The 22,475-nt window shown below is 47.9% G+C and carries 25 protein-coding genes, 1 pseudogene and 1 riboswitch; of the genes and pseudogenes, 15 read left to right on the forward strand and 11 right to left on the reverse strand.

Going from position 1 to position 22,475, the window contains the following annotated elements; all coding sequences use genetic code 11:
- Nucleotides 1-24: 24 nt before the first annotated feature.
- Nucleotides 25-333: pseudogene (iolX, locus tag SB847_RS01115) on the forward strand (scyllo-inositol 2-dehydrogenase); the annotation flags it as partial.
- A gap of 45 nt (nt 334-378) precedes the next feature.
- On the opposite strand, the gene SB847_RS01120 reads toward iolX, so the two are convergent.
- The 5 genes from SB847_RS01120 to SB847_RS01140 form a co-directional block, all read right to left on the reverse strand.
- Nucleotides 379-873, reverse strand: coding sequence for a DinB family protein (locus tag SB847_RS01120; protein ID WP_044802788.1), 495 nt, complete (start codon nt 871-873; stop codon nt 379-381).
- A 154-nt stretch (nt 874-1,027) separates the two neighbouring features.
- Nucleotides 1,028-1,654, reverse strand: coding sequence for a pentapeptide repeat-containing protein (locus SB847_RS01125; RefSeq protein ID WP_045207096.1), 627 nt, complete (start codon nt 1,652-1,654; stop codon nt 1,028-1,030).
- 179 nt (nt 1,655-1,833) lie between these two features.
- On the reverse strand, nt 1,834-2,274 hold the full coding sequence (locus SB847_RS01130) for a GNAT family N-acetyltransferase (RefSeq protein WP_044802790.1): 441 nt from the start codon (nt 2,272-2,274) through the stop codon (nt 1,834-1,836).
- Nucleotides 2,275-2,356: 82 nt separating this feature from the next.
- A complete protein-coding gene (locus tag SB847_RS01135; RefSeq protein ID WP_410577269.1) occupies nt 2,357-4,198 on the reverse strand; it encodes a bifunctional homocysteine S-methyltransferase/methylenetetrahydrofolate reductase in 1,842 nt (613 codons plus the stop codon).
- 89 nt (nt 4,199-4,287) lie between these two features.
- Nucleotides 4,288-4,409: riboswitch (SAM riboswitch) on the reverse strand.
- A gap of 100 nt (nt 4,410-4,509) precedes the next feature.
- A complete protein-coding gene (locus SB847_RS01140) occupies nt 4,510-5,001 on the reverse strand; it encodes a YajQ family cyclic di-GMP-binding protein (protein WP_003155112.1) in 492 nt (163 codons plus the stop codon).
- A gap of 99 nt (nt 5,002-5,100) precedes the next feature.
- Between SB847_RS01140 and SB847_RS01145 the strand changes: the two genes are divergently transcribed.
- The 4 genes from SB847_RS01145 to cypC all read left to right on the forward strand — a co-directional run bounded on the left by SB847_RS01145 (nt 5,101) and on the right by cypC (nt 10,175).
- A complete protein-coding gene (locus SB847_RS01145; protein WP_410577676.1) occupies nt 5,101-5,997 on the forward strand; it encodes a CvfB family protein in 897 nt (298 codons plus the stop codon).
- 171 nt (nt 5,998-6,168) lie between these two features.
- Nucleotides 6,169-7,146: a BMP family lipoprotein gene (locus SB847_RS01150; protein ID WP_410577271.1), complete on the forward strand. Its 978-nt coding sequence runs from the start codon at nt 6,169-6,171 to the stop codon at nt 7,144-7,146.
- A complete protein-coding gene (locus SB847_RS01155) occupies nt 7,143-8,792 on the forward strand; it encodes a methyl-accepting chemotaxis protein (RefSeq protein WP_410577273.1) in 1,650 nt (549 codons plus the stop codon). The genes SB847_RS01150 and SB847_RS01155 overlap by 4 nt, the downstream gene beginning before the upstream one ends.
- Nucleotides 8,793-8,924: 132 nt before the next feature.
- Nucleotides 8,925-10,175, forward strand: a complete 1,251-nt coding sequence (cypC, locus tag SB847_RS01160) for a CYP152 family fatty-acid peroxygenase CypC (protein ID WP_325083818.1) — start codon at nt 8,925-8,927, stop codon at nt 10,173-10,175.
- Between the two features lie 48 nt (nt 10,176-10,223).
- Here the strand turns inward: cypC and SB847_RS01165 are convergent, their stop codons facing one another.
- Together SB847_RS01165 and SB847_RS01170 are read right to left on the reverse strand one after the other, a co-directional pair.
- Nucleotides 10,224-10,346, reverse strand: a complete 123-nt coding sequence (locus SB847_RS01165; RefSeq protein ID WP_139024026.1) for a DUF3941 domain-containing protein — start codon at nt 10,344-10,346, stop codon at nt 10,224-10,226.
- A gap of 48 nt (nt 10,347-10,394) precedes the next feature.
- Nucleotides 10,395-11,246 (reverse strand): DegV family protein, encoded by an 852-nt coding sequence (locus SB847_RS01170; RefSeq protein WP_310526883.1) that lies wholly within the window; start codon nt 11,244-11,246, stop codon nt 10,395-10,397.
- A gap of 125 nt (nt 11,247-11,371) precedes the next feature.
- On the opposite strand from SB847_RS01170, the gene SB847_RS01175 reads away from it, so the two are divergent.
- A complete protein-coding gene (locus tag SB847_RS01175; RefSeq protein WP_007610547.1) occupies nt 11,372-12,214 on the forward strand; it encodes a YitT family protein in 843 nt (280 codons plus the stop codon).
- Nucleotides 12,215-12,228: 14 nt separating this feature from the next.
- Nucleotides 12,229-12,690: a BsuPI-related putative proteinase inhibitor gene (locus tag SB847_RS01180; protein ID WP_003155099.1), complete on the forward strand. Its 462-nt coding sequence runs from the start codon at nt 12,229-12,231 to the stop codon at nt 12,688-12,690.
- Nucleotides 12,691-12,726: 36 nt separating this feature from the next.
- Here SB847_RS01180 and SB847_RS01185 read toward each other — a convergent pair whose 3' ends face one another.
- The 3 genes from SB847_RS01185 to SB847_RS01195 all read right to left on the reverse strand — a co-directional run bounded on the left by SB847_RS01185 (nt 12,727) and on the right by SB847_RS01195 (nt 13,971).
- On the reverse strand, nt 12,727-12,924 hold the full coding sequence (locus SB847_RS01185; protein WP_003155097.1) for a DUF3813 domain-containing protein: 198 nt from the start codon (nt 12,922-12,924) through the stop codon (nt 12,727-12,729).
- Complete coding sequence (locus SB847_RS01190) at nt 12,924-13,073, reverse strand: hypothetical protein (protein ID WP_003155094.1); 150 nt, start codon at nt 13,071-13,073, stop codon at nt 12,924-12,926. The genes SB847_RS01185 and SB847_RS01190 overlap by 1 nt, the downstream gene beginning before the upstream one ends.
- 85 nt (nt 13,074-13,158) lie before the next feature.
- Nucleotides 13,159-13,971 carry a Cof-type HAD-IIB family hydrolase gene (locus tag SB847_RS01195; RefSeq protein WP_410577276.1) on the reverse strand — a complete coding sequence of 271 codons (813 nt, stop codon included), beginning with the start codon at nt 13,969-13,971 and terminating at the stop codon, nt 13,159-13,161.
- Nucleotides 13,972-14,091: 120 nt separating this feature from the next.
- On the opposite strand from SB847_RS01195, the gene SB847_RS01200 reads away from it, so the two are divergent.
- Together SB847_RS01200 and SB847_RS01205 are read left to right on the forward strand one after the other, a co-directional pair.
- The gene (locus SB847_RS01200) at nt 14,092-14,859 is read left to right on the forward strand and encodes a prolyl oligopeptidase family serine peptidase (protein ID WP_007409140.1); all 768 of its coding nucleotides are present in this window, start codon (nt 14,092-14,094) and stop codon (nt 14,857-14,859) included.
- Nucleotides 14,860-14,921: 62 nt separating this feature from the next.
- Nucleotides 14,922-15,230, forward strand: coding sequence for a metal-sulfur cluster assembly factor (locus tag SB847_RS01205; RefSeq protein WP_003155088.1), 309 nt, complete (start codon nt 14,922-14,924; stop codon nt 15,228-15,230).
- A gap of 92 nt (nt 15,231-15,322) precedes the next feature.
- Here SB847_RS01205 and fosM read toward each other — a convergent pair whose 3' ends face one another.
- The gene (gene fosM / locus SB847_RS01210; protein WP_310526881.1) at nt 15,323-15,766 is read right to left on the reverse strand and encodes a FosM family fosfomycin resistance protein; all 444 of its coding nucleotides are present in this window, start codon (nt 15,764-15,766) and stop codon (nt 15,323-15,325) included.
- 321 nt (nt 15,767-16,087) lie between these two features.
- On the opposite strand from fosM, the gene SB847_RS01215 reads away from it, so the two are divergent.
- The 6 genes from SB847_RS01215 to argD all read left to right on the forward strand — a co-directional run bounded on the left by SB847_RS01215 (nt 16,088) and on the right by argD (nt 22,452).
- A complete protein-coding gene (locus tag SB847_RS01215) occupies nt 16,088-17,524 on the forward strand; it encodes an FAD-binding oxidoreductase (protein ID WP_094032930.1) in 1,437 nt (478 codons plus the stop codon).
- Nucleotides 17,521-18,063 (forward strand): MFS transporter, encoded by a 543-nt coding sequence (locus tag SB847_RS01220; protein WP_410577279.1) that lies wholly within the window; start codon nt 17,521-17,523, stop codon nt 18,061-18,063. Before SB847_RS01215 ends, SB847_RS01220 begins: the two co-directional genes overlap by 4 nt.
- 166 nt (nt 18,064-18,229) lie before the next feature.
- A complete protein-coding gene (gene argC / locus SB847_RS01225) occupies nt 18,230-19,267 on the forward strand; it encodes an N-acetyl-gamma-glutamyl-phosphate reductase (RefSeq protein WP_410562885.1) in 1,038 nt (345 codons plus the stop codon).
- Nucleotides 19,268-19,289: 22 nt separating this feature from the next.
- A complete protein-coding gene (argJ, locus tag SB847_RS01230; RefSeq protein ID WP_410562882.1) occupies nt 19,290-20,507 on the forward strand; it encodes a bifunctional ornithine acetyltransferase/N-acetylglutamate synthase in 1,218 nt (405 codons plus the stop codon).
- Between the two features lie 14 nt (nt 20,508-20,521).
- The gene (gene argB / locus SB847_RS01235) at nt 20,522-21,298 is read left to right on the forward strand and encodes an acetylglutamate kinase (RefSeq protein ID WP_410562880.1); all 777 of its coding nucleotides are present in this window, start codon (nt 20,522-20,524) and stop codon (nt 21,296-21,298) included.
- Entirely contained in the window at nt 21,295-22,452 is a 1,158-nt protein-coding gene (argD, locus tag SB847_RS01240; RefSeq protein WP_410562878.1) for an acetylornithine transaminase, read from the forward strand. Before argB ends, argD begins: the two co-directional genes overlap by 4 nt.
- Nucleotides 22,453-22,475 lie beyond the last annotated feature (23 nt).

Below are 22,475 nucleotides of genomic sequence, written 5' to 3' on the forward strand. Positions count from 1 at the left end.
AGAACAAAAAGTAGGAGGCGGTTTATCCGCGCCGAAGTGATCGGGACGGCGGGAAGCATCTTGGTCGGTACGCTGCGGAAAAGCCATGTCACCGTTTTAACGGAGTCAGGCAGCAGCTGCGAAATTATTCCGGATTTTCAAGCACGTTTTAAAGACGCTTACCGTCTGGAGCTTGAGCACTTTGACGAATGTGTAAAAAAAGGGGAAACGCCGATTGTGACAGACATCGATGCCACGATTAACTTAGAAATCGGGATCGCCGCGACGGAATCTTTTAAAACCGGAAGGCCAGTAAAGCTCACCCCGGGCGCCTCCGGCTATGCCGGATTATGATAGATTCGAAGTAAAAAAGCAAAGGCCCGGGAGGCCTTTGCTTTTTTATGATTCGTATGAGAAAAAAATGTAGTCAGTCGGCACGCCTTTATAGCCCATTTGGTGAAGCATCGCGGTGATATTGCCGCGATGGTATGTGCCGTGATTCACAACATGCCGGATCACATCGGCATATGTCGTCTGAAGCGTTCCCATGCGCGGATGAGAAATAGAGATCGGACCTTCCGGGTTCTCCATTTCTTTTAAAAATTCGCTGAATTCTTTGTCCAGTTCAGTCATTCTATGTTCAATCGCCTCAAAATCTCCGTCAAGCTTTTCAAATTGATCAAACTGCGAGACGATTTGTTCGAAAGTTTCTCCGTAAAGCACGTGAAGCCAAATGTAATCAGCCCGGTATATATGCACAAGTACGGCGTTCACAGTCGGAAAAACACTATCCAGTTTCTGCTGTAAGCTTGCCGCGGGCAGGGTCTTCAAATGCTGAATAACTTGCTCATTTGCCCATCTGTGGTAGTGATACAGCTTTAAAATGTCTGACATTCCAATTCCCCCTCTTCCTTCCGGTACATTCAACATGGTCTGGCCGAATTCCTTTTATCGAAACAAAAGCGCCGCAAAATAAAAAGCAGCACCCCACATCACCAATGCCGAGCATTTATTCAGGACATCGTCCGCCGTTTCATTTAATAAAAGATCACGTCACAATGGCTCCGAGCGCTTCTGCGAATGTCACGGCATGAGACGGAGAGATGCGGCATCCTTTCAGCTTCTCAAGTGAGACGTGCAGGTGATCAAATGTGCACGTGCTGATATCCATATTAAAAAGAGACGTGCCGATAAAATTTGAGCCGTTCAAATCACAGGCGTCAAGATCTGTGTATTCAAGAACGGCATCATTCCACTCACTTTCTGAAAGACCGCACGAGTCAAACCGGACATGCTTCATATTGGAATAGCTGAAGGAGCTGTAATGTGCGAGGCAGTCTTCAAACCGTACATGACGCATGGCGGAATCCGCCAGATTCAAGCCGAGAAGTTTTGAATGCTGAAACGCCGTTCTATGGATGATGCTTCCGCTGAAATCAGCGTTTGAGACATCACATTTGTCAAATAGGACATCCGTACATTCCATATGTCTGAAAGAGACATCCGTAAAAACGGTGTTTCTGAAAATGACTTTTTCGGCGCGCAGGCCGTCCAGTTTGCCGCTTATCACGGCGTTTTCTATGACGACTTCTTTGATGAGGTCGTCCTGAAGCGCTTCTGTGAAAGAAAGCACCGGCAATTCTTTCGGGATTTTCGGTTTTTGGATCGTATTCATCTCATACTCCCTTTTCTAAACATAATAGCTGAAATCGGCAATTGACAGATATCGTTTTCTGCCTGCCATTCTTGTTGTTGCGTAAAAGCGGGAAGGCGTCAATAATGTCGCATATAAAAGCAGACGTGACATTAAAAGTAATGCCCTTAGAGACATGTTCCCAAGGGCATTTTTCTGTTTCAGGCGAGTTCTTTATACATGATCACATGCGGGCCGATGCCGGGTATGTCAAAGGGGCTGCCCGTGCTTTTCCAGCCGAGCTTTTCGTAATATCCCTTTACGTGACATCTGGCGTTGCACCAGACAAGCGCTGCCCCCATTTCTGCCAGTTTCCGTTCTGCATAGGCGATTAACGTGCTTCCCGCTTTTTGCGTCCGGTATTCCTCAAGCGTCGCCATGCCGCGCAGCTGGTAGGCGGGCGCTGCCTGTAAAGCCTGTTGGTTCTGCGGGTAGAAAGAAGCGATGCTGATCAATGTCCCGTCGTAAAAACCTCCGAGATGAAAGGCTCCTTTGACGCTGTCCTGATCATATTTACAATCCTCAATCGTCTGATGGGGGCGCAGCACACTGTGTCTGATCGCGTATGTGTCTTCTGCGGTGATGGGTTTTACTTCAACCATGAAAAAATCCTCCTTTGCTTGATTCTTTTTCTGTATCGTACCATGAAAAAGCCGCCTGTCATATCAGGCGGCCTCTTCCGCGTCAATGCAAATATACATCAGCCCGCTTTTCATCCTTTTGCTTAATATAAGCTGCAAGTTCTGATGTCAAATCAGAACGGAGAAACGGGGTGATTAAATAAATTCCGTTAAACAGTTCGCACGCCGTGTCGAGAAGCGACTTGGCGATGGCGAGGCCTTCGGCTTTCTGCTTTAGCTTGTCTTCGCCGGCGAGCGCCATTTTTTCCCGGATGCTGTCTGACAGCTTAATGCCCGGGATTTCATGATGAATGAACTCTGCGTTGCGGCTGCTCGTTAACGGCATGATTCCGATATACACCGGTGTTTTGAGATGCTTCGTTTCATGATGAATGTCAATGAGCTGCTGCTCCGAGTAGACAGGCTGGGACACGAAGTAGTCAGCCCCGCACTCGATTTTTTTCTCCAGCCGTTTTACTGCTTTATCAAGATGGCGGACATTCGGATTAAATGCTCCGGCTACGGAAAAGTTCGTTTTCTTGCCGAGCGGTTTCCCTGATAAAGAAATGCCCTCGTTGAATTGTTTAATCAGCCTGATCAAGTCAAAGGACGTTAAATCATAGACGGAAGTAGCCCCCGGAAAGTCGCCGATTTTTGAAGGATCGCCCGTGATGGCTAAAATGTCGGTGAGCCCGAGCGTATCCAGCCCCATTAAATGTGACTGAAGGCCGATGATGTTGCGGTCTCTGCATGTAATGTGAACGAGAGAACGGATATCAAGGCGCTCTTTCAGCAATGAACCGCAGGCGGCATTGCTGATCCGCGGTGTCGCCAATGAATTGTCAGCGAGCGTCAGCGCTTCTATGCCGGTTTCTTTTAATTCAGCCGCCGCTTGCAGAAATTTGTCAAAATTCAATTTTTTCGGCGGATCAAGCTCCACGATAATTGACCGTTTTTTAGCGGCGATTTCGTTTAAACCGGGCTCGGTCCGTTCGTTGCTGACTGAGATGACTTCTTCTTCCCGTCTGATTTTCACTTCTTTCTCAGTGACGGGGGAAAGGCCGCGAACCGCTTCAGCCATGGCTCTGATATGGTTGGGTGTCGTACCGCAGCAGCCGCCGATAATGCGCGCGCCCTGAGTGCGGAACTGTACGGCGCTCTCCCGGAAATAGGCATCGTCCGTATCATAAACAAGCCGGCCTTCTTCTAAAGACGGAAGGCTGCTGTTCGGATAGACCGATAAATAAGCGTCACGCAAAATCGGCACTTCGGTGAGCGCTTCAATCATGTGGTACGGGCCGAGCCGGCAATTGATTCCCGCTATGTCAGCGCCGAGATCGGCAATGGACCTGAGGGCTTCCCGAAGCGGCGTTCCGTCCTGCAGCACGCCCTGTTCGTGCATGGATACGTTCAGCATAATCGGAAGTTCCGTTTCTTTTCTCGCTATCTTCAGCACTTCGCGCGCCTCTTCTAAATCATAGTATGTTTCCAGAAGCAGACCGTCCGGCTCTTCATGCAGCAATAAATAAAGCTGCTCACGAAAGCTGCGTTTAATCTCCTCCAGGCTGTAGGCGTTTTTGTTAAAGGTGCGGATGCCGCCCATCGTTCCCAATACATAAGCGCCGTCTGAGGAAGCGCGCGCGATTCTGACCGCCTCCTGATTGATTTTTTTCGTTTCATCCTCAAGTCCGTATCTTGAGAGCTTAATAAAATTCGCGCCGTACGTATTTGTCTGGATGATGTCTGCCCCGGCTTCCACGTAAGCCTTATGTATCCGCTTGATTTCCTCGGGCTTTGATACGTTCAGTTCCTCAAAACATCTGTCAATGCCGTAGGAATAGAGGAGAGTGCCCATCGCGCCGTCACCGATTAAAATCCGTTCTTTTAAGTCTTGTAATAGTCCCATTGTTTGCCTCCTTCGTCACATTCAGCAAGGAAAAAAGAGAAATAAAAAAAGTCTTCTTAAGAAGAAGACTTTGTAATCATTTGTCTCTCTTCTTATCTTCCAAGCTGTTTTTAGCTTGCTGGATTTAGCACCTTGGTCATGGTTTGGGTAAACCACTACACCGGTTGCTGAAGCGTCGTCGGGCCAGTCCCTCGGCTTCTCTTGATAAGAACGTTCATGTAATTGTCATGGGTTTCCAAAACTTAACTGTGAAAATCCCTTTCTCCAAATTTACCGAAAATAGAGACAATAATCAATAGGAATCACATAATTTATCTAAAATTAATAAATTGAACGTCAATCGGCAGGTCTGCTCCGCGGACGGCTGCGATAATCTGCTGCAGATCATCTTTATTTTTTCCGGTGACGCGCACTTGGTCGTCCTGAATCTGCGACTTGACCTTCAAGCCGGAGTTTTTAATCACCGCGTTGATTTTTTTGGCGCTGTCTTTATCAATGCCCTGTACAAGCTTCGCGCGCTGGCGCACCGTGCCTCCTGAGGCATTTTCGATTTTGCCGTATTCAATGTTTTTCGTCGGCACGTCCCGTTTGATCAGCTTGCCGCTCAGCACATCTTTGAGCTGATTCAGTTTAAACTCGTCATCAGAAATCAGGACAAGTTCTTCCTTTTCTAAAGTTACATCGCTTTTCGATCCTTTAAAGTCATAGCGCGTGCCGATTTCTTTCAGCGTCATCTGAATCGCATTCTGCACTTCGGGAAATTCAACTTTCGATACAATATCAAAAGAACTTTCTTTTGCCATGAGAAAACCTCCTATAACATTTCACTTATGAGTTGATTATAGTAGAATAAAGAGAAATGTCCAACAGCATAAGGCATGAATTTATGCATATTGGAAAAAATGAGAAAAACATCAGCCTCATACGGGCGAATCAGGAAGGACGATAACATGAGACCAGGGCAGCAGCTCACGCTTAGTATAGATCACCAAACCGATTTCGGTTATTTTTTAACCGACGGCGAGGATACGGTTCTTTTACATAACAGTGAAATCACAGAGGATATCGAAGACAAAGATGAAGTGGACGTATTTATTTACGTCGATCATCAGGAAAGACTCGCGGCGACGATGAAAAAGCCGCTCATCAGCTTTTATGACTACGGATGGGTGGAAGTGACGGACGCTGTGGAAGATATGGGCGTATTCGTCGACGTCGGTCTGTCAAAGGACGCGCTCGTCGCAACGGAGCACCTGCCTCCGTACAAATCCGTCTGGCCGCAAAAAGGAGACAGACTGTATTGCATGCTGAAGGTGACAAGCCGCGGGCGCATGTTTGCCAAGCCGGCGCCTGAAGATATCATCAGTGAATTATTTACGGATGCAGGGGAAGACGTCATGAATAAAGACCTGACGGGTACGGTGTACAGACTGATTGCATCAGGCTCTTTTCTGATTACCGATGAAGGCATCCGCGCGTTTATTCACCCTTCAGAAAGAAAAGAAGAGCCGAGACTCGGCAGCCGCGTGACAGGGCGTGTCATCGAGGTGAAGGAAGACGGCTCCGTCAACATGTCCCTGCTGCCGAGAAAGCAGGATGCGCTTTCGGTTGACGCGGAAGAAATTCTGACCTATCTGAGATCAAGAAACGGCGCGATGCCTTACGGAGACAAAAGCCATCCTGACGATATCCGCGAACGGTTTCATTTAAGCAAAGCCGCCTTTAAGCGGGCGCTCGGGCATCTGATGAAAAACGGCAAAGTGTATCAGAAAGACGGCTGGACATACGAAAAACATTAAATGTTCTGCAAAAACATCGGTGAACCAAAACCGATGTTTTTTATTTTCTCAAAAGCTCCTATGGCCCTCATTTGTTTATCACCCTGCCGAACATACATATTTTATTGAAATAAAATATTCTGACATCCGAACCGATATATAACTATAGAAAAAAACAAAAGGAGAGTTTCAATGAGAAAAATGGCGATATTTGCGGCTGTACTGCTGCTTGCGCTCAGCACGGCGGGATGTGCCGGCAAATCTGAGGAAACGGCGGCCGAAAAAACGAAAACAATCGGCATCATGCTGACAGACAACGGCCTCGGCGACCAATCATTTAATGATTCAGGCTTTCAAGGTTTGATGAAAGCGAGAGACGAGCTCGGCATCACATTTGACTATCGGGAAATAAAAGATACCGGTACATACGAAAAAGGACTGACCCAGCTTGTCCGGGAAGGCAATGATCTTGTTGTGGGGCTCGGTTACAGCATGCAGGCGGATTTAGAAAAGGTCGCCAAAAAATATCCGAAGCAGCGGTTTGTGCTGATTGATTCCGTATCAGACCTGGATAATGTCACCTCCGTCACGTTTAAAGAGGATGAAGGAAGCTTCTTAGCCGGAGCGCTGGCGGCTATGACGAGCAAAACCGGCACGATCGGATTTATCGGCGGTTCAGATGCCGACGTCATTAAACGGTTTAAGAAAGGCTACCTGAAAGGGGCGGAATCAGTCAAACCGAATATCCGCGTACTGTCGGACATCAGCGGTACGTTTGATGATGATAAGCTTGGGAAGGGCATCGCCCAAAACATGATCCGAAAAAAAGCCGATGTCCTGTTTACGGCGGCCGGCTTCACGGGTGTCGGCGCACTGAAAGAAGCGGAGGCGCAAAAAGTATATGCCATCGGTGTTGACAGCGATCAATATTACACCGCCGAGCACGCCGTTATCTCTTCTTTAGTGAAAAACGTCGACCAAGTCATCTATGAATTGGCGAAAGATTTAAAAGACAACAAGGAGATCAAAAGCGGAGAGATCGTTTACGGACTGAAGGAAAACGGCATGGACTTAGCCAAGATCAGAGTTGTCAAAAACGCAGGCGGGCTGACGAAAAAGATCACGGATATGAAAAACAGTCTGATTGAAAAAGGAGGCGATCTGAAGTGACATTACGGACAAGGCTGCTCGTTAACGCAGCCGTTACGATGATTTGCTTCGCCGCCGTCATCGGCTTTACCATTGTAAACATGATGAAGATTCAGGCTTCAAATGAAGATGAAGTGGACGCGCTGTTAAACGTCCAGGAAGCAAAAGCTGACCTTAATACGTTAAAAGAAAGCATCACCGGCTATTCCTATACGCTCGCAGACGCCCAGAAAGAAGATGTGCGAAGCTATATGAAAAGCAGCTCAGACAAACTGGCGGCGCTCAAAAAAACGATGACGGACGATGCGGACAAAGCCGCTTATGACAAACTCGCCAAAAAATACGAAACATGGCAGGCGGAGGCGGACGCTGCTCTTGATTCGAAAAGCCCGGCTGAAGCGACAAGGACGGCGGCCCGCATCAACGGTCTTCTGAATGATATTTATATGCTGAATCTGAAAACCCGGGATCACTATGAAGACATGCAGAAGCAGACGGCTGACCAGATTCAGTTTATCGTTTACAGCGCAGCCGTTCTGACCATCGTGATACTTACTGTTACCGTCATATCTTCCATCAGGCTGACGAAGAGAATTGCAGGGCCGATCCGCCGCATGGCTGAAAATGCCCGTCGTATTGCAGGAGGGAACCTTGCTGTTGAAATGCTTGATTATAAAGGGAAGGACGAACTGAAAGAGCTGAATGACTCATTCGGAATGATGGCTGAACAGCTCCGCACCTTAATTCAGGCGATCGGAGAGGTCGGCCGTGAAGTCGAGACTTTCGCGGAAGGTTTGACGAAGGAAAACCAGACGCTGAAGGACATGACCGAGCAGGTGTCCGTGTCGACGGAAGAAATGGCGCAAGGCTCCCAAACCATTTCAGAAGATCTGCAGCATGCGGTGCAATTCATTGAACAAATGGATGAACATTCAAAGGCGAACGCCGAACGTTCAAAACAAACGACGAGAAGCAGTGAAGAGACGATTGCGGCGGTGGCTGCGGGGCGCGGTGCTTTAGCCGAAACCAAGCAAGCCATTGATAAAAGCAATGAGACATCAAAAGAGATTTCCGAAGCCGCCGATCTCTTCATAGAGCATGCGGCAGGCATCAGTATGATGGCGCAGACCGTTTCTGACATTGCGGGCCAGACCAATCTGCTGTCATTAAACGCCGCAATCGAGGCGGCCAGAGCAGGCGAGGCCGGAAAAGGATTTGCCGTCGTTGCCGAGGAGATACGAAAGCTCGCAGACGGATCAGCCAAAGCGACCGCGCAGATTTTCGATATGGTAAAGCAAATTGAAGACGGCATCACGTCTATTACCGGAGCTGTCACGACCGGCGTCGCTTTAGCGGACAGACAGCAGGAGCTGATGGAGAAAACGTCAGAATCATTCGCCCATATTGAACAAAAAGCCGCCCATATTAAAGCGGAGCTTACTCAATTGGACGGACGGATCATCGAATCGAAACAGCTTGGTGAGCAAGTGCTGCATCATGCCGAAAGCATCAGCGCCGTCGTTCAGGAAACGGCTGCGGGAAGCGAAGAGATTTCTGCCTCCGCGCTTGAGCAGCTGTCTTCTTTTCATAAAATGGCGGAAAGCGTCAATAATCTGGTGAGTCTGACAGAGCGGTTAAACGATCAGGTCCGCCGGTTTACTTTGTAACGGGCTTTTGCCCCGCCCCTGATTTTTGCAGCCTGACATGAGTAACTTCTGAATGAAACACAAATACTGAATATACATGTGTTTATATTTATTCTTTTTCGTGAAAGGTGAAAAAAGAAGGGAGGAATCGGGATGGATGAACAAATTCCGCAGGAAAAGGGTCTTGATAATAGTCTGGCTTTATTACGCGATGGTTATGTATTTGTGAAAAACCGAGCGGAGAATTATCGCTCAGATGTGTTTCGCGCCCGTTTATTAGGGAAGACATTCATTTGTATGAGCGGAGCGGAAGCCGCAAAGCTTTTTTATGACACAGAACGATTTCAGCGGCAGCAGGCTCTCCCCAAACGGGTGCAGAAAACGTTATTCGGAACAGGGGCAATCCAGGCAATGGACGGTGAACGGCATAAGCACAGGAAGCTTCTATTTATGTCACTGATGACGCCGCCCCGGCAAAAACGGCTTGCGGAAGCGGTGGCAAAACAGTGGAAAGCATCTGCGGAAATGTGGGAGGGTTCAAACCGAATTGTCCTTTTTGATGAAGCGAAGAAAGTGCTGTGCCGGGCTGCCTGTGAGTGGGCCGGCGTCCCGCTGAAAGACTCAGAAGTGAAAGAGCGGGCGGAGGATTTCACCGATATGGTAGACGCATTCGGCGCTGTCGGACCGCGTCATTGGAAAGGCAGAAGGGCGAGGCTGAAAACGGAGAAATGGATAGAGGAGGTCATTGAGGATGTGCGGTCCGGCAAGCTGCAAACGCCGGAGGGCTCAGCCTTGTATGAAATGGCTTTTCATACAGAACTTGACGGGAACAGACTTGATTCTCACATGGCTGCTGTTGAGCTTATTAATGTTCTGCGCCCGATTGCCGCCATTTCTTACTTCATTACGTTTTCAGCTCTTGCATTGCATGATTACCCTGAATATCGGGGCAAACTGAGATCGAGAGATGATCAGGAGGCCGAAAGATTTGCACATGAAGTTCGGAGGTATTACCCGTTTGCCCCGTTTTTAGGAGCCGTTGTGAAAAAAGATTTCGTATGGAAGAACTGTGAGTTTAAAAAGGGTGCCTCCGTCATGCTTGACCTATATGGGACAAACCATGATTCCCGGCTCTGGGAGAATCCGAATGAATTTCGCCCGGAACGTTTTCAGGGGCGGGAGGAAAATAAATTTGATTTCATTCCCCAGGGCGGAGGTGATCCGGCTAACGGCCACCGCTGTCCGGGTGAGGGAATGACCGTGGAAGTCATGAAAACTTCCCTTGCGTTTCTTGCCAATGAAATAGAGTACGATGTTCCGTCCCAAGATTTGAGCTTCAGCCTGTCCAGAATGCCGGCATTGCCTGAAAGCGGATTCGTGATAAGTGATGTTAGACGCATATAGAACAAAAAACAGCCCTCTTTCTTCTAAGACAAGAGGGCTGTTTTGCTTTTACAGATGGTCCGGTTTTTTGGAATTCTGGTTTTTTCCCGCCTGCCGGTTTTTTTCGGCAAGCCGGTTCTTTTTCTGATTTACGGCGTTATTGTCCAACGGTTTTTTGTCATTATCTTTCATGCGGCAAAGCCTCCCTTCTGTCCGTTAGGATGCCCGCCCGCATTGAAATTATGGCTTCAGGAAAAAAATCGCGAGCGTACCCGGCCCGGAGTGCGCGCCGATCGCAGAGCCGATTGAATGAAGAATGATCTCTTTCGGATGGAACGCTTCTTCAATCATTTCCTTCATCCGAAGCGCCGTCTCCTCGTTATCTGCGTAGCTGATCCCCACGGTTTGATCCGCCCAATCGCCGCCTTCTTCCTTCATCATTTCTATAATCCGTTTAAATAGTTTCTTTTGTCCGCGCAATTTTTCGAGCGGCACGAGTCTGCCGTCATCCACATGCAGAATCGGTTTGATGTTCAAAAGCCCCCCGACAAAAGCGGACGTTTTTGAAATTCTGCCGCCCCGCGCGAGATAAGCGACATCATCGACCGTAAATATATGTTTCATCCGTGCGCAAAAGCTCTTTACAGACGTTTCGATTTCTTGTATTGTATTCCCGTTAACACAGAGTGTTTGCGCGTGCATCACCGCGAGGCCGCAGCCCAATGAAGCGCATTTGGAATCTACAATCCGTAAATCAAAATCGGGAAATTCCTCTTTTACTTCATTGGCGATCATTACGGCCGTCTGATAGGTGCCGGAAAGACCTGAGGAAAAGGCGATGTATATCGCCGGTTCTCCCAGTTCCGCGTATTGTAAAAATACTTTTTTTATCGTATCCGGTGATGCCTGGGATGTTTTCGGAACTTTCCCGTCCCGCATCGCTTGAAATATGTGATCCGCCTGAATGGTGACCGCGTCCTCATATTCGTTTCCGTCAAGTGTTACGTGCAGCGGAATGAACCCGATCCGGTTTTCTTCAATATAAGATTTCGGCAGGTCAGAGGCGCTGTCAGCAATAAGGTGAACTGTCATCATAATTCCCTTCTTTCCGATTGGTGAGAGTGATGCCAACTATATCATATAAATGTGGCAAAATAGTGTTCAAAACTTTGTTTTAAGGGAAAAGCTAATAATGAAAATGAGCGGAGGAGCAAGCCATGGTACTAGAACAAGCAAAAAAATTAGCAATCGTCGTCATCGGCGCGTTTCTGTATGCGGCGGGACTGAATTTATTCCTGATACCGGCGAATGTATATGCCAGCGGTTTTACCGGTGTCGCCCAGCTGCTGTCAAGCGTCGTTGATCAATACGCCCCCTTTTATATTTCGACAGGAGTTCTCATGTTCCTCTTAAACATTCCCATCGGTGTGTTAGGGTGGCTGAAAGTCGGCAGATCATTCACCGTATACAGCATATTAAGCGTAGCGATGACGTCCGTCTTTATGGGAATTCTCCCGGAAATGAGACTGTCGCACGATATTCTTCTGAATACCGTATTCGGAGGAGTCATCTCAGCTATCGGCATCGGTTTAACGCTGAAATTCGGCGCTTCGACAGGCGGTCTTGATATCGTGTCGATGGTGCTGGCCAAATGGAAGGATAAACCGGTCGGCACATATTTCTTCATTTTGAACGGGATTATCATTTTGACGGCAGGATTATTGCAAGGATGGGAGAAAGCATTATATACCCTTGTCGCTCTGTATGTCACAACAAGGGTGATTGACGCCATTCACACCCGCCACATGAAACTGACCGCCATGATCGTTACGAAAAAAGCCGATGAAATCAAAGAAGCGATTTACGGGAAAATGGTCCGCGGCATTACGACGGTGCCGGCAAAAGGCGCTTACACAAACGAACAGAAAGAAATGATGATCATCGTCATTACGCGGTACGAATTGTATGACCTTGAGAAAATCGTGAAAGAAGTCGACCCGAAAGCCTTCACAAACATCGTGCAAACGACGGGGATCTTTGGTTTCTTCAGGAAAGACTGATAGGAGCGGATAGAATGAAGTGGCTGTTTGGCCTGTTATTACCGGTCATTTTACTGATCGGATGCAGCAGTCAATCCGGGCAGAAGGAGCCCGCTGAGGAGGTATCCGGAGAGATGAATGAACAGCAAGCGGAATTAGCCGTAAACCCTGTGCAGACGGATCAGCAGATCGAATTTCAAATGTCTTTAAAAAACAAAAGCGAAAGCCCGATCGATTTCACATTCAGCTCAGGGCAGAAATTCGAATTGACCGTACATGACCAACACCACAAAGAACTGTACCGCTATTCAAAAGACAAAATGTTTACTCAGGCGTTTCAGACCGTGACCTTAATGCCGAATGAAACGTATGACTTTTCAGATGTGTGGAAGAACGTGCCCGGTCCGGGAACATACACGGTGACGGTGACGTTTTTAGGGAAGTCCGATCAGATCGGAAAAAGGCTGAAAACGGTAAAAACATTTGAAGTGAAATAAAAAAGCGGCGCCCTCGTCTTAACGGGGCGCCTTTTTTTATTGCAATTTCTCCAGCTGATCCTGAAATTGGTGCAGCTGCTGACGTTCTGCATCTGTCGAATTGGCGTACGCGGAAGATACGGCATTTTTGGCGCGTGAGACAGCTTTTTCCTGATCGCCGTCCTCGAAACCGTTAGCAATCATGACGGCCTGCTGGACAAATGACTTGGCTTGAGAAAACAGTTCGTTTCTCATTAAAAGTCAACCTGCCTTTCAGCCGAATCTTTTGCTGCATCATGCTGTGCTTCCTCTAATGTAGACCGATATGGAAATCTTGCGTCATGAAGACTGACAGAGTCCTTGCCTTGCTGAATAAACCGTTTTGATTTGTTTCGTTTACCCATTGCAATGTCCCCCTTCCATATTTAGACGAGATGAGTCGTCTGTTTTAGTATGGGCGGAAGGCTTTGTGTTATGAGCGGCAAAACCTCACAGGGAGAAATAGGATTTTAAAAATTCGGCGATTCCGTCCGCTTCATTTGATCCCGCGACGCGGTCGGCGGCCTGTTTGACTTCATCCGTGCCGTTTCCCATCGCTACGCCGCACCCGGCAAACCGGAGCATTTCAAGATCGTTGTCTTCGTCGCCGAACGCGATGATCCGTTCTCTCGGCACTTGGTAATAGTCGCTGATTTTCTTCAGGCCGACCGCTTTATTCATCCCGTGTTTAATAATTTCAATCACATGCCAAGGAGCCGCCCATCTTCTGTGGTCAATGACCTCGGCGTGCACATCGGATAAATGCGCGCGTATGTCCGCGACGTCCTCTTCCTTCGCGTGAATCAATACGGACGTCACATCCTCTTGGACCGTTTCGCGCAGATCGCCGAATGTGACATTCGCCGTATTCATATGAAACGCCTCAATTAAATGCTCATCATGATAATGGAAGTACACATCATCAATGATCTCAGCGAGCACATTATGTATTTGATAGGTCTCTGTAAGTTCGGCAAGCTGTCTGACCACAGCGACAGATAAAGACGTGTGGTAGCGTCCCCATGACTCGTCTTTCGGGTGGTGGACAAACGCCCCGTTAAAATTGACAATCGGCGTTGTCAGCCCAAGCTCGTCATAATACATCGAACTGGAACGGAAAGGGCGGCCGGTTGAGATGCAGACATGATGGCCCGCTTCTTTCAGCGTCTGAATCGTCCGTGCCGTTTCAGGGGAAATGGTTTTATCATCTTTTAATAAAGTTCCATCCAGATCTAAGGCGATGAGGTAAGGTTTTGTCTCCATAAATAACTCCTTTTGTCATGTAATTTGCTGTTTTTCTCTTATGTACAGTGTAGCTTTTTACCATCTTTATTGTCTACATGTTACACTTATGATTATGGTTATCCTAAGGAGGGAGTCAACGTGATTCTTATTGATCATCAAACCGTATCAGGCATTCCGTTTTTACATATTGTAAAAGAAGAAAATCGGGACCGTCCCGCTCCCCTTGTTTTCTTTATTCACGGTTTTACAAGCGCGAAGGAGCATAATCTTCATTTCGCTTACCTGCTTGCTGAAAAGGGTTTCAGAGCCGTGCTGCCGGAAGCTCTTTACCACGGTGAACGCGCTGAACAGCTGTCAGCAGAAGAGCTCGCCGTCCATTTTTGGGACATTGTATTAAATGAAATCGAGGAGCTTGACGTGCTGAAAAAGGATTTTGAAGCGCGCGGCCTGATTGAAGACGGGCGGATCGGTCTTGCGGGCACGTCAATGGGCGGAATTACGACATTCGGCGCGATGGCCGCGTATGATTGGGTCAAAGCCGGCGTCAGCCTGATGGGAAGCCCGAACTATACGGCGTTTTTTCAGCAGCAGATTGACCACATTCAAAAGCAGGACATCGACATTGACGTCACAAAAGAACAGGTCGATGAACTGTTTGCGCGGCTCAAACCGTTTGATCTCAGTCTGGAACCGGAAAAACTCCGGAGCCGCCCGCTGCTGTTCTGGCACGGCGTTCAAGACAAAGTCGTTCCGTATGCACCGACCCGCGGCTTTTATGAAACGATTAAACCTCATTACAGCAGCCGGCCTGACCATCTTCAGTTTCTGAAAGACGAACGGGCTGACCATAAAGTCCCGAGATACGCCGTTTTAGAAACCGTCGCCTGGTTCGATAAGCATTTATAAAGCACAAAGGTGTTAACAAAACCCGCTTTTACGTTATACTGAGGAAAAAGGAGTGATGGAACGTGGAAGAAGCATTAAAAGAAAACATCATGGGCGCCTTGGAGCAGGTTGTTGACCCTGAGCTCGGCGTCGATATCGTCAATCTCGGCCTTGTATACGACGTTGATATGGATGACGACGGCCTGACGCACGTTACGATGACACTGACATCAATGGGGTGCCCGCTCGCTCCGATCATCGTCGACGAGGTGAAAAAAGCGCTCGCCGACATTCCGGATGTAAAAGAGACGGAGGTCCACATCGTCTGGAATCCGCCGTGGACGAGAGACAAAATGTCACGCTATGCAAAAATCGCATTAGGGATTCAGTAATAAGAAAATGCACCTCGGATTTTAGGTACATCCTAAAGTTTGGAGGTGCTTTTCTTTTGTCTGCATATTTGTTTTGGATCGCAAACAAACCTTTATATATAAAATTTCATATGAGGTTTATCTTTTTTGTAATAGGACAGTCTGTCTTGGAGTGTACCTGTGTGGAATTCAAATTTATGTCCATCGGGATCAGTAAAATAAATTGACTTTTGATCTTGTTTATCTCTTGGACGTCCATTTAATATATTTACATTTAGATTTTTTAATCTTTGATGTATTGCATCAAAATCTCTTGGATCAATTGAAAAAGCCATATGTGTGTAGGATTTATGTATTTCATTTCTTGGTATATCCGCCTCTAAGTTAAGTGCAAGCCAAAGCCCGTTCAGATCAAAATATGCTGTTTTTTGCCCTTTAACCAGGAGTCGTGCATGAAATACTTCCTCATAAAATTCTATAGATTTTTCCAAATTTGAAACAGAAAAAAGAAGATGATTGATTCCTTTTATGTTTATTTTCCCCACCTCATTTAACATGTTTGTTTTAAACAATCCCTTTGGTAATACATCTGCGTATATATCGATTATATACTGACCAAAAAATCATTTTAAGGATTTCTGTGTATTTTTATGCCCGGTGTTTTCCGGCTGACCGTTTCGAGCTGTACTAAACATGATTCTGTCGGGCGCCGTTCTGTCTGCTTTGTCGCTAGAGACCGGCGTGCGGAAAGAAGGGCAAGTCACTAAAAAACCCCGAGTTTCCCGCCATTCGGGGTTTTTCGCGGTATCGGGTTAAAAAGGAAAAAAACGGACGTGAGGCATGATATAATAGACCGGCTGCATGCGAGGGAGGAATCCATGAAGAAAAAATTACTTCTCATTATCCTTAGCATTCTTGTTTATACGGCGCTGTTCGCTGTTTCCGCTTTTCACAAAGAGCCGGAGCAGCAGGCAGGGACAATGACGGATGTCAGCCGTCTCATGCCCGTGAAAATTAAGCAGACGGTCAAAGGAAAAGAGAAAGAAACATTGGTCGAAACCATTAAGGAAGCAAAGAGAAAGCATCTGAAGATCTCAATCGCAGGCGCCCAGCATTCAATGGGCGGCCAGACGTATTATGAAGACGGGATCGTTCTCGACATGACGGGCTACAACAAAATACTCGGTCTCGACCGAAAGAAAAAAATCATCAGGGTGCAGGCGGGAGCGACGTGGAATGATATTCAGCGCTATGTCAATCCGTACGGGCTCGCGGTAAAAGTCATGCAATCGCAAAACATTTTTACGATCGGCGGCTCACTGAGCGCCAACGCCCACGGCCGGGATATCCGGTACGGTTCGCTGATTGATACAGTCAAATCGTTTCATCTTTTAAAGGCGGACGGCAAAGTCATCACCGTTACTCCTAAAGATGACCTGTTTTCAGCTGTCATCGGCGGCTACGGCCTGTTCGGCGTCATCCTTGACGCGGATATTGAGCTGACGGATGATGAGCTTTATGAAATGAAAACGAAACGCATGAACGCTGATACATACAGTCAATATTTTACGCAGCATGTTCAGCGCAACCCCGCCGTGCGCATGCATCTCGCGCGGATCGCAACAGGGGATAAAGGCTTTTTGCACGATATGTATGTGACTGATTACACACTCTCAGACAATCAGAAAGAATTAAAGCGGCACAATGAACTGAAAGAAGATGAGCATCCGGCGCTGACGAAATTCGCGCTCGGCCTCTCCCGCCGGTATGACTGGGGCAGAAATTGGTTCTGGTCAACTCAGCAGTCTTATTTTCTCAGCCAAAACGGCGTGAAAGTCTCCAGGAACAATGTCATGCGGTCAGAGTCGAAATTTTTGGAATATGAAAACACGGACAACACCGACGTGCTACAAGAATACTTCGTACCCGTCGGCGAATTTGCGCCGTACATTCATGACTTACGCAAGACGCTGTCACATGAAGATCTCAATCTCGTAAATATTACGATCCGCTACGTGCAAAAAAATGAAAAAGCCGATCTGTCATACGCAAAGGAAGACATGTTTTCACTCGTTCTTTTAATCAATGAAGGGTTTTCAAAAGACAGCCAGGCGAGTGCGGCGCGGATTGTCAGAAAAATGACGGATACGGCATTGCGCCACCGCGGCAGTTATTATCTCCCGTATATGCTGTACCAAACGAAAGAGCAGATGCGCGAGGCATATCCGAAAAGCGATATGTTCTTTCAGAAAAAACACAAATATGATCCGGATGACTTGTTTATGAATTATTTTTATCAGAGGTACAAATCATGAAAAACAACCATTTAAAATGGCTGATCCTGTCACAGAGCAGTGTCTTTTTTGCCGGCAGCCTGATCTTTCCGTTTTATATTTTATTTATTAAAAACATCGGTTCCAGCTACACGCAATTCGGTCTCTCATACGGCTTGTTCGGCCTGAGCGGCGCATTGATTCATCCGCTGCTCGGCCGGCTGTCGGCAAGACTGGATCCCCGCTGGTTCCTTATGGCGAATTCGTGGGGGATGGCGGTGCTTCTTCTGACGCTCCCGCACATTACCGGCGTGCACCAGGTTTATGTTGTGCAGGTGCTTTTGGGCCTGTTCGGCGCGATGCAAAAACACGGCGAGAAAATCATGATCGCCGATTACACCGACGGCGGGGAGCGGGGAAAAAAAGTCGGCAGCTATCATTTCTGGACGGCCGTATTTTCAGCTGCCGCCATTATTCTCGGCGGGTTTCTCGCTGATTTCTTTACGGTTTATATTATTTTTTACGCCAGCTCCGTACTGTTTTTTATAAGCGGGCTGATGATGTTGAAAAAAACAGGCTGATCCGATCAGCCTGTTTTTCTTATGAACCCCCCTCGATCGAGAGGGGGTTTTTTGTCAGCGAAAGCAGATGGAAAATGAATGAAAAAATATTAAATATACAATTGAATTAATTTTTATTCATGTTATAATGTTAAATAATTTCACAAAAACCAAGAAGGTGAACCCGTTGAAAATAGGTATTATAGGCGCTACTGGTTATGGAGGCGCCGAACTTGTCAGGATTCTTAACCATCACCCTTATGCAGAGGATTGTATATTATATTCATCGAGCGACGAAGGGAAAGAATATGCCGCTTCATATCCGCATTTGAGGAATATAGCGTCACAATCACTTCAGCCTCTTCATATAGAAACGATCCGAAACGAAATTGATGTCATGTTCATAGCCGCGCCGCCCGGCGTCTCCGGAGAGTGGTCGCCCAAGCTGGCGGAGGCGGGCATCCCGGTCATTGATCTATCCGGCGATCTGCGGATTCAAAACCCGGCCGTGTATGAAATGTGGTATAAGCGGAAGGCCGCTCCGAAAGGAACGATTCAAAGCGCGGTTTACGGTTTAGCTGAACTGCAAAAAGAAGAGATTCAGACTGCAAAGCTGATTGCCAATCCGGGATGTTTTCCGACGGCTGTGCTGCTCGGGCTCGCCCCGCTGGCAAAGAATAAGCTTTTACAAGATTCATTTCTGATTGTTGATGCGAAAACAGGCGTATCCGGCGCCGGCCGAAAAGCATCCATGGGCACTCATTATTCTGAGCTGAATGATAATTTCAAAATTTATAAGGTTAATGAGCATCAGCATACTCCGGAAATTGAACAGCAATTAGCGGCTTGGCAGCCCGGCACAGGCCCGATCACGTTTTCCGCTCATTTGGCGCCGATGACAAGGGGCATTATGGCGACGATGTATACGGAGGCTCCCCCGGGTATGTCTGCTGCACAGGTAAGAGAATTGTATTCCGAATTCTACAAAGATTCATATTTTGTCAGAATCAGGCCGGAAGGTGAATTTCCGGCGACGAAAGAGGTATACGGCAGCAATTTTTGTGATATCAGTGTCACCGTGGATGAAAGAACAAACCGTGCCACCATCGTTTCTGTCATAGATAATCTGATGAAAGGCGCCGCAGGGCAGGCGGTTCAAAATTTAAATATCATGAATGGCTGGCAGGAAGAAACGGGACTTACGATGACGCCAGTCTATCCATAGAACGAAAGAGGGATTCGAAAATATGATTCAGCTGAGTGAGGAAATCACGAAAATAAAAGGCGGCGTATCCTCGCCGAAAGGGTTTGAGGCAAAGGGCGTGCACTGCGGTCTGCGCTATTCAAAAAAAGATCTCGGAGCGATTATCAGCGAAGTGCCTGCAGTCAGTGCAGCGGTATATACGCAGAGCCATTTTCAGGCAGCGCCGCTGAAAGTGACGCAAGCCAGCCTGAAAAAAGAGGGTGTGCTTCAGGCGGTTATCGTCAACAGCGCGATTGCCAACGCCTGTACGGGAGACCAAGGATTAAAGGACGCCTATGAAATGCGGGACGGCTTCGCGAGCCAGCTCGGCATTGAGCCGGAGCTTGTTGCGGTTTCGTCAACCGGGGTGATCGGCGAGCTTTTAGATATGAAAAAAATTCAAGCGGGTATTGAACAGCTCGGTCAAGCGCCGTCCGTGTCCGGAGCATTTGAAGAAGCCATTTTGACGACGGATACAGTGACGAAACAGACGTGTTATGAACTGGTGATCGGCGGAGACATCATCACGATCGGCGGAGCGGCGAAAGGCTCCGGCATGATCCACCCCAACATGGCGACAATGCTCGGCTTTGTCACAACGGACGCGGCCGTGGAAGAACAGGCGCTCAAAAACGCGCTCAGAGAGATTACGGATGTTTCATTTAACCAAATCACCGTTGACGGAGAAACATCGACGAATGACATGGTGCTTGTGATGGCGAACGGCTGCGCGGGGAATGATTGCCTGACGGAGGATCACCCTGACTGGCCGGCTTTTAAAAAGGGATTAAAGCTTGTATGCGAAGACCTTGCCAAAGATATTGCCAGAGACGGTGAAGGAGCGACGAAATTAATTGAAGCCAGAGTCGAAGGCGCGAAAAATAACCTTGAGGCGAATATTATCGCCAAAAAAATCGTCGGCTCAAGCCTTGTGAAGACCGCCGTTTACGGCACAGACGCCAATTGGGGGCGCATCATCGGCGCAATCGGGCACAGTGCGGCAAGCGTAACGGTCGAACAAGTGGAAGTTTTCCTTGGCGGTCAGTGTCTGTTTAAACACAACGAACCTCAGCCGTTTTCGGAAACTGATGCCAAGGAGTACTTATCAGGTGATGAGATTACGATTGCAGTCCGCCTGCAGGAAGGCTCCGGCAGCGGCCGGGCATGGGGCTGTGACTTAACCTATGATTATATCAAAATCAATGCGAGCTATCGCACATAACAAAGGGGAGCGGCATGAAGAAAACCATCGTTTTTAAGTGCGGCGGAAGCGTAATCCGCGAGTTATCCGCCGATTTTTTTCAAAATGTAAAAGAGCTTATGCAATCGGGCTGGAACATTGCCGTCGTGCATGGAGGCGGCCCGGACATTTCAAGAATGCTGAAAACATTGCAGATTGAAACGGAATTTGTCGATGGACAGCGGAAAACGACCAAACCGGTGCTGGAAACAGCGGAAATGGTCTTGTCAGGGACGATCAATAAATTTTTCGTAACCGAACTCGCGAAAAACAGGCTGAAAGCCGCGGGAATATCAGGAAAGGACGGCGGTCTCCTTCAAGCATCTTACCTTAATCAAGACAAATACGGAGAAGTCGGTGAAATACAAAAAACCGATCCGTCAATCATTCACGCATTAATGAAAGAAGGCATCATTCCCGTTATCGCTCCGCTTTCCATGACAAGTGATTTCGAAACGCTGAACGTCAACGCAGACGCCGCGGCATCGGCCGTCGCTTCAGCCTTACACGCCGATAAACTTTTATTTGTCACAGATGTCGAAGGAATTATGGACGGAGAGAACAGGCTGGATACTTTGACGCCGCAAGAGATTCAGGCCCTCATCGATGACGGCGTGATTTCAGGGGGGATGATTCCGAAGGTAAACTCGGCATTATCGGCACTGAGTGAAGATGTCGAGGAAGTGATGATCGTAAACGGAAAAGGAGCGTTTTTCACCGATCAAGCCTTCCAAGGAACAAAAATCGTCAAAGAAAAGGAGAGCGTGTCATGAGCAGCCTATTTCAAACCTACAGCCGCTGGCCTATCGATATCAAAAAAGCGAAAGGGACAATCGCAGAGGATGAAAACGGAAAAACGTATCTCGATTTTATTCAGGGCATCGCCGTTTCCAATCTCGGCCATTGTCATGATGAGGTCACAGAAGCGGTGAAAGAACAGCTTGACAGCGTATGGCACGTTTCCAATCTGTTTGAAAATGATCTTCAGGAAAAAGCCGCGGCAAAGCTTGCCGGACATAGCGAGGGGGATCTCGTTTTCTTCTGCAACAGCGGAGCCGAAGCGAATGAAGGCGCCATTAAGCTTGCCCGTAAAGCAACGGGAAAGACAAAAATCGTAACATTTCATCAATCCTTTCACGGCCGGACCTATGCGGGGATGGCCGCCACCGGACAAGACAAAATCAAGACCGGTTTCGGACCGATGCTTCAAGGCTTTCACTATCTTCCGTTCAATGATCCGTCGGCATTCAGCACGCTTTCAAAAGAGGATGATATCGCCGCCGTCATGCTTGAGACGGTGCAGGGAGAAGGGGGAGTCAATCCCGCCGATCCGGAATTCATCGAAGCCTTACAGACATTTTGCCAAGACAAACAGACGCTGCTTATCGCAGACGAGATTCAAACCGGAATCGGCCGGACGGGCAAGGCATTCGGCTATGAGCATTTCGGCATCTCTCCGGACATCATCACTGCTGCGAAAGGGCTTGGAAACGGTTTTCCCGTCGGAGCCGTGATCGGCAAAAAGAAGCTTGGCGACGCCTTTACGCCGGGTACGCATGGTACGACTTTCGGCGGCAATAAGCTTGCCATGGCAGCTGTGAAAGCAACCTTGGACATTGTGTTTCAGCCGGACTTTCTCCAGGCGGCGGCAGACAAAGGATCATTTTTAAAAGCGCAGCTGAACCGTGAACTGACAGGGCCTTTTGTAAAAGAAATCCGCGGAAAAGGGTTATTAATCGGCATTGAATGCGCAGGTTCCGTGTCCGGCATCATCGGAGATCTGCAGGAACGCGGACTTCTCGTGCTTCCGGCTGGACCGAATGTCATCAGGCTGCTCCCGCCGCTTACGGTTTCTGAAGAAGAAATGCTGTCGGCCGTCAGTATGCTGAAAGCAGCGATCGAAGCGCATTCGGCAGTGAAACGGTAATTTTTTTCGATATAAGAGTATAA

This window comes from Bacillus sp. SIMBA_026 (genome assembly GCF_046535335.1).
GTDB lineage: Bacteria > Bacillota > Bacilli > Bacillales > Bacillaceae > Bacillus > Bacillus velezensis.